Origin of the sequence: Clostridium sp. AWRP (assembly GCF_004006395.2) — a bacterium.
Lineage (GTDB): Bacteria > Bacillota > Clostridia > Clostridiales > Clostridiaceae > Clostridium_B.
Genome location: NZ_CP029758.2, coordinates 2,422,612 through 2,435,327 on the forward strand (window position 1 = coordinate 2,422,612; position 12,716 = coordinate 2,435,327).

Sequence of the window (12,716 nt, forward strand, 5' to 3'; positions counted from 1 at the left end):
GAGGGGTTTTAATTGTTAGAAATTATAGTAACAATACTTATTGCAGGAACAGCCTTGTATATACTTTATAGAAATATTAAAAATAGAGCCAAAGGTAAATGTGATTGTGGATGCTGTACTGGTTCAAAATGTCCCTATCATACAAAAGATTGTAATAATATAAAAAGGTTCTGATATAAATATCAGAACCTTTTTATAACATAATCCAATATATCTTCGATGGATATAATTCCTTTAACCGTATTTTCATCATCTATTACAGGAATAGATACTATGTTCTTTTCCCTCAACCTTTTCGCAACAGTTAAAATGTCCTCGTCACTTTTAGCTGTAACTACATTCTTTGCCATAACCCAGTCAACAGGACATGTATCATAATGTCCTTCTTCCATTAGAAACCTATATATATCTGCTTTTACTATCATACCTGTTAGTTTACCGTTTTCATCAACCACGGGTGCTCCATTTATATTATGGTCATACATTACATCTAGAGCCTTATGGAGACTATCTTCTCTCTTTAATTTCACAATATCAGAATGCATTATCTCTCCTACCATACTATTATCCCTCCCTATTTCAATTATACAGTTATTTTTCAATATAAAGTACAAATATTTCAAAAATTTAATTTTATATTAAAATTACTAGTAACTATTATTTATTATATTTACTAATTCATCACAATCATTTTCACCTTTTAGGAGATGGTTTATGACGTGAGAAGCAGCTCTTTTAGATACTTTTTCTAATGGAACATCTAGTCGTATATTATTCTTTTTCAAAAGTACTTTCAAATATTTTAACTGTTTCTCTGTAATACAATCTTCCCTTACAAGCAAATTATTATTTTTAATTTTGCAAGCAAATTCATGTATTTTAGGTAAATTTAAAACATCTTCATAATTATGAAGCATTATAGTTTTCTTTACATTTTCATTTTTACTTTCTAGAAATTCTTTATACAGATCTACACTAATTCCACCATCTATTTTATCTTTTCGTTCTATTCCCACATGTTTCTCTACAGTCTTTAAATTACATCTTTCCATTCCAAGTTGTTTATGGTAAGGTCTTATAAGCCTGTACAAATCTATGTGATGTTCAGGAGCTTCAAAACACATATTGTTTTGATGAGCCCTCTCTTTTATAAAAGGCTCATCAAATGCTATTCCATTATAGGAACACCAGCTGCTGTATTTTTTTACATCTAATCCAAAATTATATATAACTTCTCTTTCATCTTCTAAAACATCAGAAAAATACTGTTTCATTTCAAAGTCATTCCTGCTTAAAAATCTCCCAAAAGATATAAGTATTATGTTGTCATGTTCTCTGTCAAATCCTGTTGTCTCTATATCAAAATATGCCACATCATCCATATTACAACTTGAAAATATATCTTCTGAAATATTTATACGCTGTTTATATTCTTTGATTTCCATAACCTAGTTACTAAGTAACTTCTCCATCTCCATTCTGCTGTAGAATTGAAAATACAAATGCTATTTTTACATTTCTTCTACTACATCTATTCCAAGTAAATTCAAACCATTTTTTATTACCCGGCAGGAAGCCTTTACAAGTTGAATCCTAGCTTCCTTAACACTTTCATCTTCAGCATTTATAATACTATGTGCATTGTAAAACTTATTAAAGGCTTTAGCTGCATCTATTACATATCTAGTTACTATAAATGGTTCCAACTTATTTATAGCATTTAATACTGCCTTATTAAAACCATGAAGTATTTTTACAAGTTCAAATTCCTCTTTACTATTTAATTTGCTGTAATCTACATTTTCACTTATACCAGCAGGAGCTTTCCTTAATATACTTTTTCCTCTAGCATAGCTATATTGTACATAAGGACCAGTTTCTCCTTCAAAGCTCAGCATTTCATTCCAGTCAAATACTATATCTCTTTCTCTGTTGTTTTTTAAATAAGTGAATACAACAGCTCCTACACCTATCTTCTTTGCAACTTCTTCTTTATTTTCAAGCTCAGGATTTTTTTCATTTATTATTTCAAGGGTCCTCTCTATAGCTCTGTTCAACAAATCCTCTAAGAATATTACGTCTCCCTTCCTTGTAGAAAGTTTTTTATCTGCAAATCTTACAAGACCAAAACCTACATGTACACATGAATCAACCCAATCTTTTCCCATTAATTTAAGAGTTGCAAATATCTGTCTAAAATAAAGTGACTGATCGAGTCCCACTACATATATACATTTATCAAAGTCATAAGTTTTCTTTCTATATATAGCTGCAGTCAAATCACGAGTTGCATATATAGTAGCTCCATCCGATTTCTTTACAATGCAAGGAGGTAAATTATAATCATCAAGCATTACAACTTTTGCTCCATTACTATCAACTAAAATACCTGTCTTGTCTATTTCCTCTACAACAGCATCCATTTTATCTGAATAAAAACTCTCTCCTGCATAAGAATCAAAATCCACATTTAGAAGATCGTATATCTTTTTAAATTCTCTAAGGCTTAAATCTTTAAACTTTTTCCAGAGGGTAACTTCTTCCTCGCATCCATCTTCTAATTTCTTAAAATACATTCTACCTTCTTCATTGAGTGAAGGATCTTTTTCAGCTTCCTCATGAAATTTAACATATATTCTTAAAAGCTCTTTTATTGGATCTTTATGTAGGGAATCTTCATCACACCATCTTTTATAAGCAGATATGAGCTTTCCAAATTGAGTTCCCCAATCTCCCAAATGATTTATTCTGGTACAGTTATATCCTTGAGAACTTATCATTTTATACAACGCATTTCCAACAGATGTACTAAAAAGGTGTCCTACGTGAAATGGCTTTGCAATGTTAGGTGAGGAAAACTCTACAACTACATTTTTTCCTTTACCTATCTCAGACTTCCCATAATTCTCTCCTTCTTTTAATACCTTCTCTAAAGTATCTTTTGTAAAAGCTGCTTTATCCACAAAAAAGTTTAAATAAGGTCCTAGATTTTCAACTTTTTCAAAATATTCTTTGTCTAATTTACTTTTCAATTCTTCTGCAATCATATTTGGAGCTTTTCTTAACGTCTTTGCCAATTGAAAACATGGAAAGGCATAATCCCCCATCTCAGGCTTTGGAGGTATCTCTATCAAGCCTTTTATAAAATCCAATTCTAAATCTACATTTTCTTTAATTCTTTCTGCTATTATTTCTTTATAGTCCATAACTTTATGTTAAATAAATTTATATTTATTTAACATTATTCAACTCCTCTCCTGTTTACATTCTATTATTTTTCATATCCAGTTGCATGATTTTTATGCCAATTCCAGGCAGTTCCAATAATGTTCTCCAGAGAATTATACTTTGGCTTCCATCCAAGCTCTTCCTGGGCTTTCTTAGAAGAAGCCACAAGCACTGCCGGATCCCCTTGTCTCCTAGGTGCAATTTCAGCCTCTATTTTTTCTCCAGTTACCTTTCTTGAAACTTCAATTACTTCTTTTACAGAAAATCCTTTTCCATTACCTAAATTATAAATCTTACTTTCATTTTCTTTCATAATTTTATTTAGTGCTAAAAGATGAGCATTAGCTAAATCAGTTACATGAACGTAATCTCTAATACAGGTACCATCTTCTGTATTGTAATCATCCCCAAATATGAATATTTTATCTCTCTTTTTTAAAGCTACTTGAAGTATTATTGGAATTAAATGAGTTTCAGGCCTGTGATCTTCTCCTATATACCCATTTATATGTGCTCCAGCTGCATTAAAATATCTCAGTGCAGCATACTTTATACCATATGCCCTATCACTCCACTTCAAAACTTTCTCCACTGTAAGCTTTGATTCTCCATAGGGATTAGTAGGATATGTAACTGCATTTTCTAAAATTGGTATGCTTTCAGGTTCACCATAAGTAGCTGCAGTTGATGAAAATACAATATACTTTACATTATGTTTTCTCATTGCTTTAAGTAAATTTAAAGTTCCACCTACATTATTATCAAAGTATTTAAGAGGTTCATCTACACTTTCCCCTACAAGAGAATAAGCAGCAAAATCTATTACGGCTTCAATTTCATTTTCTCCAAATACTCTGTCAAGTATATTATCATCTCTTAAATCTCCCTTATATACCTTTCCACCTAAAACTGCAGATCTATGTCCCTTTTCAAAATTATCTAATACAATAACTTCTTTTTTATTTTCCAATAACTCAGCAATCATATGACTGCCTATGTATCCGGCTCCACCGCAAACTAAAATTGCCATTATAAATCCTCCAATATAAATTATAACTTTATAGTCATTTAAATACTATATTTTATATTTTATATCTATTTCATCCTATTTGTCTACTATAGTTGTAATTATACTATATATATAATGTTATAAAGAGCATAACCTAATTAAAAAACGGTATGCTCTTTATAATTTAATTCATTCTAATTGCCATTCAAGGCAAGATATCTTTCTTAATTTTACCATACTCAACTACTATATGTCCATTAACTATTACATAATAAACTCCATTGAGTCTTTCCTTATCTAAAAAATTTCTCAACAGCATTATCTTTTAAATTTTTAACCTTTAATTCTTTGCCATAATTAGAACTATATAAAATAAATTTGTAATTACAAACTCCTTTATTGTGCTGAAAATAATTGTATGATAAAGTCACAGATTGTATAGTGGATAGCTTTAAAACAGATTGAGTTTTATTAAAACTATTATGGCATATACAAACCAAATCCCTATTTATTCCTAGTGCTGTATTTCTAAATTCCATATGCCCTATAATAAATAATATTATAAACATGGCTATGCTAAATAAAATAAAACTTGGTTTTATAAATGCAATTATGCAAGTTACACTTACCCAAAATATAATTTTTTTATAAAAAAAACTAACATATACATTACTAAGAGGTTTATTAAAATTATCTTCATACAAAAATTCATCAAGCAAATTTTTTAATATTTCATCTTTCAATTGGGTACTGCATATGGGATACAGTATAGCTTTTTCTCCTTTTTCATCTCCGTATCCAATACTTTCTATTTCTATAGTAAAATACCCAAAAGCTTGCATTAAAATAGTCTGTTTAAGATGTATACCCTTAATCTTTTCTCTATCAAAACTATAATTTTTTTTATTTAAGACTCCGTAATTTATACAAATTTTATTATTATCAGCCCACATCCTGAAATTATAATATTTTGTAAAATTATATATAATGGACAGACATAAACTTACAAATAAAATAATACAAACTATAATTGCGATTATATAAATTTTTTCATAAAAAGTTGTATAATTAAATCCTTTAAAATATTGGGATGTATCAATATTAAGTTTAAGTAATTTTTTAGCACGTTCCTCAAAAAATTGCTGTATGGCAAGCAATATAGCTAGTCCCTTAAACAGTGAATTAGAAATAATAGAATATATAAATAATTCTTTTGAACCTAAACTATAAGATTCCTGTCCATATTTATTTTTAAGTGTATTCGTATTTTCCTTAAGCAGTATACTTCTAAGCTCCTCAGCCCTATCTCTATTTAAAGTAAATTTCAATTCACTTCCATGATCCTTTGCATCTCCTGTATCAATTTTTATAGTTGCTGCATTAAAAACTTGTTCAAAGAAATTTGTTGAAATGTCAACTGTATTGATTTTTTCTAAAGGAACTTCTACTTTTTTTATGCTAAAAACCCCTTCTTTGTGATAAATAGACTTTTCTCTTATTATAAAAATGTTTTTTCTCCATTCTATAATTTCATATGCTAGAAGTAGTATTAATAAAATTACTGCAATTAAAATTCCTAATCTAAATCCAATCCACTTAATTAGGAATCCTGATGCAAAAATAATTCCTATCATTTCTTTTAATATTGTTCCTAAACTATAAAATAATTTAAAGAAATGATTTCTCTCTATCCTATCCAATTTTATCACCCAATTCTATAACATTTTTAAGGTTATTTGCGACTTTTTCAGCATCTTCCACAGCTATAGCAGGGATTTTATGTGTACCCCCTGCCGTTATAATATTTACAGAAGCTATTTTACACATTCTTTCAATTGGTCCCTGTTCTATTTTTAAATTTTGAATTCTAGAAATTGGAATTATTGTTCTTTTTCTTATGATTATACCTTCTATAAGTTCAATTTTATCTTCAAATATGCCATATTTCCACTGCTTATACTCTAAAAAAGGCCATATAAAACTATCCAAAATTGAAACAAATATTATTATTGCAGTTAAAAAATTCAAAATACATTTTAGTACTTTCATATCTTCAATTTTGGGCATTAAGAACAAATTCACACATATCACATATAAAGCTATAAATATAACACTAATTACTGTTCTTCCAATAATCCATAATTTTATAGCATTTTTGTCGATCTTATCATAATTCATAGTTAATCTCCTTTACATATCTAGTGTACTTGCTCGTATACTAATTAGTTTTACCTATATTATATATTACATAATTATACTTTCGTATTTCAAAATTTAATAAATCTTTTATAATTATTATATATTGACGTTTATATTTGTATATCATAATATGTAAATGTAAAGATTCAAATATAGAAAAATAACGAGGTAGAACTATGGACAATAATTATAAAGAATATGCCAATACTGCTGAACTTCTTAAGGTACTGGCACATCCTATTAGACTATGCATAGTCAGAGGACTATTAGATAAGGGCTGCTGTAATGTTACCCATATGCAAAATTGCCTTCAAATTCCTCAGTCAACTTTATCACAACACCTACAAAAATTAAGGACAGCAGGAATTATAGAAGGAACTAGGAACGGACTTGAAGTTAATTACAATGTTTGTAATAAAACAGCTATTGATTTAATTCATGTTTTATTTAAGTAATTTCAATGATCTATAGAGTTCAAACAAAAAAATCAACTTATACTCCAAATATTTTTTACAACATTCAGCTCGATTAAATATTGTAAAAATATGCCTACGTATAAGTTGATTTTTAAGTTAGAAAACTCCTTAGGACTAATAATCTTTCATACAAAAGGGCTCAAGCAATATCCTTATCCATAACTATTAATTCTTAATTCTCAATTTTTAATTGTACTTTAATAGCTATACAGAATTTTTTCTTAACTTTACTTCTTGTTTACTTGGATAAATGGTATCAGAATATATATAATCTACGCCCATTTTAGCAGCTCTTTTAAAATCTTGTCTTCTATCAATTGTCCAACAAAATACCTTTAACCCATCTTTATGCGCCAATTGTACAATTTTCTTAGTAAGTAAATCATATCTGGAATCTAAAGCTACAGCCCCTATAGACTTTGCATACATATAACCATGGAGTCTACTATTGGGATTTATAATTGGCATTATACGAATCTCATTATCTTTACTTTTTAAATATTCCAAAGCTGGATAATTAAATGAATGGACGATGACTTTTTTTTCGTAACCATATTCATGGATAATATCTAAAAATGTATTAATATCTCTATTTCTTTTACTTAGAAATTTAATTTCAAATATTGGTACAAGATTGTATTTAGAACATTCCGTCAATGCTTCCTCAAATCTAGGCACTTTTAAATTAGGATATTGAGCTATATTTGCACCCTTATCAATCTTAAGCTCATCTATTTCATCTGACGACTTTTTTGTTATTAGTCCCCTTCCATTAGTTGTTCTATTAAGTGTAGGATCATGGAGTAAATATAAAACACCATCGGAGGAAGAGCATACATCTAATTCTACTCCCCAATATCCCATTTTACCTGCAACATCAATAGCAGGAATGGAATTTTCAGGAGCAAATTTATTTGCTCCACGATGAGCTATTACTATAGGTTCATTTGACATTACAGTATTATTAACTTTTTTTGGTATATTGTTCTTTCTTTTATAACTTACATTACTTAATTTATTAATTTTTATATTAGATGAATATTTAAAAGAAAGAGAATTGGTATTGTAATAAAAAGTTACAGCCATAACTTTCAAAAGTAATACAGTAAACAATATAAGGATAACATTTGTAAATATCTTTTTATAAATACTATTTCCCCCCTTATTAATAAAACTTTAAACTTAACTAAATATCTTAGCAAATCTAATCTTAGCTTAGAAATACCATACTAGACAAAAACATAATTTTTCTCATTATTACTCTTCTAATTCTATCATAAATTATCTATAATAGTCTAATTTACGAAAAATATATATAATAATTTTGCTGCATATAAGAGCCAAAATTATTCCTCCTAATACATCTATATGATAATGAACATATAAATATAGTCTAAAAAAAGATATCAAAAATGTTAGGGTAAAATAATCATCATATAAAGCATAGCAAAAAAGTTTCCAGAAAGTTAAACTTCCTGGAAACTTTTTATCAAAATATTATTTCATATTTTCCACTTCTTTTTCTATACTATTAAAATCTACATCTTCTAATTTAATAACTTTTGTACTATGCCTTTTTTTATACCATACCCATAGACCGAAGAATAAAGGCAGTCCTATATATGAAGAAATAACTCCACCCCAATCTATTTTAGCTTCTCCAAAATAAGTAATACCTTGGCCTAAGATAACCACAATACAAAGCACAAGTGCTATAATCGGACCCAGTGGAAATAATTTAGCCTTATATTTTAACTTACTAAAATCACGTTTTTGTAAAGTATAAGCCTTTCTAAAACGATAATGGCAAAATGCTATTCCAACCCAGGCTACAAATCCTGCAAGTCCTGAAGCTGCTACTAACCATACATACACCGTAGTTTCTGCATAAAATCCAGTTAAAAAACAAGCAGATGCTACTATAGTAGTAAGTATAAGTGAATTTACCGGTACTCCCCTTGAATTAACTTTTGCAAAACATGCTGGTGCATTTTTTTCTTTAGCCATAGAATATAACATTCTCGTTGAAGCATACATTCCAGAATTTCCTGCAGATAAAACAGAAGTTAAAACAACTGCATTCATAAGAGAAGCCGCTCCTGCTATACCTGCCTTTTGAAATACCATTGTAAAAGGACTTGTATCAACTCCTGCATTCATATAAGGTATAAGAGCTCCTACTACAAATATTGTACCTATATAAAATAATAATATTCTCCAAAATACAGCATTAATTGCCTTTGGTATAGTTTTTTCTGGATTTTCACTTTCTCCTGCTGCTATACCTATAAGTTCTGTACCTTGAAAAGAAAATCCTGCAATTAAGAAAACTAAAAATATAGATTTAAAGCCACCTACAAAAGGCGCATCTCCTACTGTAAAGTTTTTAAATCCTACAGGTTTTCCATTAAATATTCCACAAATAGTTGCCACACCTACAATTAAAAATACGATAACTGTAAAAACTTTTATACCAGCAAACCAAAATTCTGATTCTCCGTAGGCTTTTGCAGACAATAAATTAAGTCCAACTATAAGTACTAAAAAACATACACTCCATATAATAGACGGTACACCTGGAAACCAAAATTTCATTATCAAGGCCCCTGCCACCATTTCTGTTGCAACAGTTATAGCCCAATTGTACCAATAGTTCCATCCAAGTGCAAAACCCAGTGCCGGATCTACAAACTTAGTGGCATATGTACTAAAGGAACCTGAATCAGGCATGTACGTTGCCATTTCTCCTAAACTTGTCATTAAAAAATAAACCATAACTCCTATACAGCCATAAGCCACAAGTGCTCCTCCAGGACCCGCCTGTTTAATCGTAGCTCCTAGAGCTAAAAATAATCCTGTTCCTATAGCTCCGCCCAAAGCAATCATATTTAAATGCCTGGCTTTAAGACCTCTTTTAAGTTCATAGGTCCCCTCTTGTTTTTGTTCTGCAACACTCTGCATTTTTTTCCCCCCTTATCGGTTTTTAATTTCCGATAAGTGATATAACTAAGACGGACATAAGGTGATCATAAAAATAACCTTGAGAGTATACTCAAGGTTATATAAAGACATATTAATCCTCTAACGAATGATAGCTCTCCACAAATTAACCTTGTGACAGTTTTACATATATTTTATGTAAAACCAATTACTTAGCATTAAAGCATCTGCTAAATAACTTCGGCAAAATTTCCTTTCAAGTTGTATCATAGTGCTTAACTCCTCAACTCTACTCTTAAATTCTGCACCTCTACCTCAGTTATTCACTTATATTAATATATTATGAACTAAAACTTTAAGTTAGTCAACAGATTTTGTACTCTAAAGTACATTTTGTAAAAATATTATTGAATATGCAAAAAATATATCATATTAATCGTCAGGTACATTAATTCCTGCCATTTTCATAAGATACAGAGCATTTCTCGTTTTCGATGCACCTCTATGTAATTTATAATCAAACTGTATTTTATTATCTTTATAATATTCTCTAAAATGATAATTTTTTACTCTTTCATTACTTTCCCTCTCTATATCACATAATTCCAAATCATGAGTTGATACCATACCACAGGTATTAGAATCCATTAATTCATTTATAAGTATCTTAGCTCCAGTGTGCCTATCTATAGAATTAGTGCCTTTAAATATTTCATCTAATAAGAAAAAAATATTTTCTCCTCTATTTGCAGCTTCTACAATAGATTTTATTCTCAAAATTTCTCCATAAAAAGAAGATATATTTTTTTCTAAATTGTCACTTATTCGCATACAGGTGTAAATACTCATTATAGAACAACAAAATGATTTTGCACGAACCGGTGCCCCCGAATAAGCAAGTACTAAATTTATACCTGCTGTTCTTAAAAAAGTGCTTTTCCCAGACATATTTGATCCCGTGATAAGCGCTACTTTAGAATTTTTATTCAAATCCAGATTATTACAAACTGCCTTATCCCATAAAAGAGGATGTGCCATAGAATCTGCTTTTAAAACCAAGGAATTATCCAAAATTTGAGGCATTGTCCAATTTGAATGGTCAAATGCTATAACTGCAAGACTACTCAACATTTCAAATTTTCCAACAGTTTCAATCCAGCCATAAAGCTCACTTCCATTTTGTTCCCTCCACTTTTCAAAGGCAAACATACACTGATAATCCCAAAGGAAAAATATATTAAGTATTATATATGCAATGTTCTGGCGCTGAGATATGCTCTCTGATATCTTTTTTAGCTTATATATTTCTTCTGCTGCATTTTTCAATTTTCCATTTTGTTTTTTTAATAGCATACTTTTTAAGTCTTTTAAGTAATCACTCTGAAATTCTTCTTTGCATATTAAAGATATAGTTTTTTCATAAGATCTTATATTACTTTTTAAATTAAAAACCGTGTTTAAAGTACTAAATCTGTTTTTAGCCCCTGGTAAAAGTAAAATTATTTGAACTACAAGTGCTGCATACCCTATAGAATTATTAAAAAAGTGAAATACAAAACTCATAAACAAAAGCATTATAGTTACAATAGGAATTATTTTAAATACAACTATAATGTATTTATTTCTGTATGTTGAATTCTTAGTTGAAACTATTTCTTTAAGCTTTGAAACACTCTCCTTATTATCTTCTATGGATGAACTCTGTGCCTCTAGATGCTGTCTCCACTTCAATTTAGATGACAATTCCAAAACCGCACTTTGTCTTTTTTCTATATCTTTAGAATTTCCTAAAGGTGATGACAGCACATTTTTTAAGTTTTCCTTTCCAAGATAAGTATTACAACAATTAATGCATTGAAATAATGAGTTTTCACCAAATATATCAAGATCCCAGGAATAATTATGCTCTACATTCCTAAAATTTTCTCCTTTTTCGTTAAATTCTTTCCAATCACCAACTATTCTTTTTAGCGAATTACAATTTATTTTTACTAGTTTTTTTGTAAAATCTGTATTTTGTTTTAACTTTTCATGGACTCTTACTGCAAGTACAAACAATATAGCTGAAACCAGAAAAATACTTAAGCTCATATAGTAATAGTTTTTAATATATAAACCTACTATAAAGATTATTCCTAGCAAAAATATTAAAAAACGTAACCTACTCATACATACTACAGCAGAACTTTGTCTTTTCACAAGATGGTCATAATGCTTTTTTCTTCTGCAGTAGATTTCTTCAATTTCATCCAAGTATATTTCTCCTCTTTTCTCACTACATCTATGTTTTTATTTGCTATTTTTCAACCTACTTACTTTTAACTCATCAAAATAATCTTTTATCTTCAGATCCATGCCTAATATATGACTTGATATCCAATTGTACACAAAATCCAAAATATCCAAAATTGATTTTTGTGTATCCTCATCTATTTCATCTAAATCCAAGTTTTCTATTTTTTCTATAAATTTATCATGCACTCGTTTTTGTTCCGAATAACCTGGATAGTCATACATTTGCATAATCTTTTCTTCATCCTCAAAATGATAAACAGTATACTCTTTTAGATCATCAATTAAATTTAAAATATCACCAAAATAGTCCACATGATTTTCATTGACAGCTAACTCATATATGGACTGTCCTATTTCAAATAACTTTTGGTGCTCATCATCTATTCTCTTAATTCCACAAGCATATTCATCTTTCCATTCAAACATAGTATACTTCCCTTCTAAATATTTTATTGTAAAATTTTATAACTTACTGATTGCACTGCTTCTGTACATATTATAACAAAATTTAAATTAGTAAACTACTACTAATTTAAAACGCCGCCGGAATAACACCGGCGGCGTAAAGA

Annotated in this window: 12 protein-coding genes, 1 pseudogene and 1 riboswitch; of the genes and pseudogenes, 2 read left to right on the forward strand and 11 right to left on the reverse strand. The window is 29.2% G+C overall.

Features of this window, described 5'->3' with window-relative positions:
- Nucleotides 1–12 precede the first annotated feature (12 nt).
- Nucleotides 13–174 carry a FeoB-associated Cys-rich membrane protein gene (locus DMR38_RS11170; RefSeq protein ID WP_127721396.1) on the forward strand — a complete coding sequence of 54 codons (162 nt, stop codon included), beginning with the start codon at nt 13–15 and terminating at the stop codon, nt 172–174.
- Nucleotides 175–182: 8 nt separating this feature from the next.
- Here the strand turns inward: DMR38_RS11170 and DMR38_RS11175 are convergent, their stop codons facing one another.
- The 6 genes from DMR38_RS11175 to DMR38_RS11200 form a co-directional block, all read right to left on the reverse strand.
- On the reverse strand, nt 183–560 hold the full coding sequence (locus DMR38_RS11175) for a CBS domain-containing protein (RefSeq protein WP_127721397.1): 378 nt from the start codon (nt 558–560) through the stop codon (nt 183–185).
- An 87-nt stretch (nt 561–647) separates the two neighbouring features.
- A complete protein-coding gene (locus DMR38_RS11180) occupies nt 648–1,445 on the reverse strand; it encodes a ribonuclease H-like domain-containing protein (RefSeq protein WP_127721398.1) in 798 nt (265 codons plus the stop codon).
- A gap of 66 nt (nt 1,446–1,511) precedes the next feature.
- A complete protein-coding gene (argS, locus tag DMR38_RS11185) occupies nt 1,512–3,206 on the reverse strand; it encodes an arginine--tRNA ligase (RefSeq protein ID WP_127721399.1) in 1,695 nt (564 codons plus the stop codon).
- A 65-nt stretch (nt 3,207–3,271) separates the two neighbouring features.
- A complete protein-coding gene (gene galE / locus DMR38_RS11190; RefSeq protein WP_127721400.1) occupies nt 3,272–4,258 on the reverse strand; it encodes a UDP-glucose 4-epimerase GalE in 987 nt (328 codons plus the stop codon).
- A gap of 272 nt (nt 4,259–4,530) precedes the next feature.
- Nucleotides 4,531–5,946: a PH domain-containing protein gene (locus DMR38_RS11195; RefSeq protein ID WP_243124284.1), complete on the reverse strand. Its 1,416-nt coding sequence runs from the start codon at nt 5,944–5,946 to the stop codon at nt 4,531–4,533.
- Nucleotides 5,930–6,415, reverse strand: a complete 486-nt coding sequence (locus DMR38_RS11200) for a PH domain-containing protein (RefSeq protein WP_127721402.1) — start codon at nt 6,413–6,415, stop codon at nt 5,930–5,932. The genes DMR38_RS11195 and DMR38_RS11200 overlap by 17 nt, the downstream gene beginning before the upstream one ends.
- 197 nt (nt 6,416–6,612) lie before the next feature.
- On the opposite strand from DMR38_RS11200, the gene DMR38_RS11205 reads away from it, so the two are divergent.
- Nucleotides 6,613–6,891: a metalloregulator ArsR/SmtB family transcription factor gene (locus tag DMR38_RS11205; RefSeq protein ID WP_127721403.1), complete on the forward strand. Its 279-nt coding sequence runs from the start codon at nt 6,613–6,615 to the stop codon at nt 6,889–6,891.
- A 225-nt stretch (nt 6,892–7,116) separates the two neighbouring features.
- Here the strand turns inward: DMR38_RS11205 and DMR38_RS11210 are convergent, their stop codons facing one another.
- The 5 genes and pseudogenes from DMR38_RS11210 to DMR38_RS11225 all read right to left on the reverse strand — a co-directional run bounded on the left by DMR38_RS11210 (nt 7,117) and on the right by DMR38_RS11225 (nt 12,573).
- Nucleotides 7,117–8,025: a glycerophosphodiester phosphodiesterase family protein gene (locus tag DMR38_RS11210; RefSeq protein ID WP_243124285.1), complete on the reverse strand. Its 909-nt coding sequence runs from the start codon at nt 8,023–8,025 to the stop codon at nt 7,117–7,119.
- A gap of 168 nt (nt 8,026–8,193) precedes the next feature.
- A pseudogene (locus tag DMR38_RS22630) lies at nt 8,194–8,364 on the reverse strand (phosphatase PAP2 family protein); the annotation flags it as partial.
- Between the two features lie 45 nt (nt 8,365–8,409).
- Nucleotides 8,410–9,873, reverse strand: coding sequence for an amino acid permease (locus tag DMR38_RS11215; RefSeq protein WP_127721404.1), 1,464 nt, complete (start codon nt 9,871–9,873; stop codon nt 8,410–8,412).
- 123 nt (nt 9,874–9,996) lie between these two features.
- Nucleotides 9,997–10,173: riboswitch (Lysine riboswitch) on the reverse strand.
- A 111-nt stretch (nt 10,174–10,284) separates the two neighbouring features.
- The gene (locus DMR38_RS11220; RefSeq protein WP_127721405.1) at nt 10,285–12,105 is read right to left on the reverse strand and encodes a MutS family DNA mismatch repair protein; all 1,821 of its coding nucleotides are present in this window, start codon (nt 12,103–12,105) and stop codon (nt 10,285–10,287) included.
- A 36-nt stretch (nt 12,106–12,141) separates the two neighbouring features.
- Nucleotides 12,142–12,573 carry a hemerythrin family protein gene (locus DMR38_RS11225; RefSeq protein WP_127721406.1) on the reverse strand — a complete coding sequence of 144 codons (432 nt, stop codon included), beginning with the start codon at nt 12,571–12,573 and terminating at the stop codon, nt 12,142–12,144.
- Between the last annotated feature and the right edge of the window lie 143 nt (nt 12,574–12,716).

Bases quoted from the DNA above. Each gene is read 5' to 3' on its own strand.
- DMR38_RS11175 (WP_127721397.1), bottom strand. From the start codon at position 560: ATGGTAGGAGAGATAATGCATTCTGATATTGTGAAATTAAAGAGAGAA.
- DMR38_RS11180 (WP_127721398.1), bottom strand. From the start codon at position 1,445: ATGGAAATCAAAGAATATAAACAGCGTATAAATATTTCAGAAGATATA.
- argS (WP_127721399.1), bottom strand. From the start codon at position 3,206: ATGGACTATAAAGAAATAATAGCAGAAAGAATTAAAGAAAATGTAGAT.
- galE (WP_127721400.1), bottom strand. From the start codon at position 4,258: ATGGCAATTTTAGTTTGCGGTGGAGCCGGATACATAGGCAGTCATATG.
- DMR38_RS11200 (WP_127721402.1), bottom strand. From the start codon at position 6,415: ATGAATTATGATAAGATCGACAAAAATGCTATAAAATTATGGATTATT.
- DMR38_RS11205 (WP_127721403.1), top strand. From the start codon at position 6,613: ATGGACAATAATTATAAAGAATATGCCAATACTGCTGAACTTCTTAAG.
- DMR38_RS11215 (WP_127721404.1), bottom strand. From the start codon at position 9,873: ATGCAGAGTGTTGCAGAACAAAAACAAGAGGGGACCTATGAACTTAAA.
- DMR38_RS11225 (WP_127721406.1), bottom strand. From the start codon at position 12,573: ATGTTTGAATGGAAAGATGAATATGCTTGTGGAATTAAGAGAATAGAT.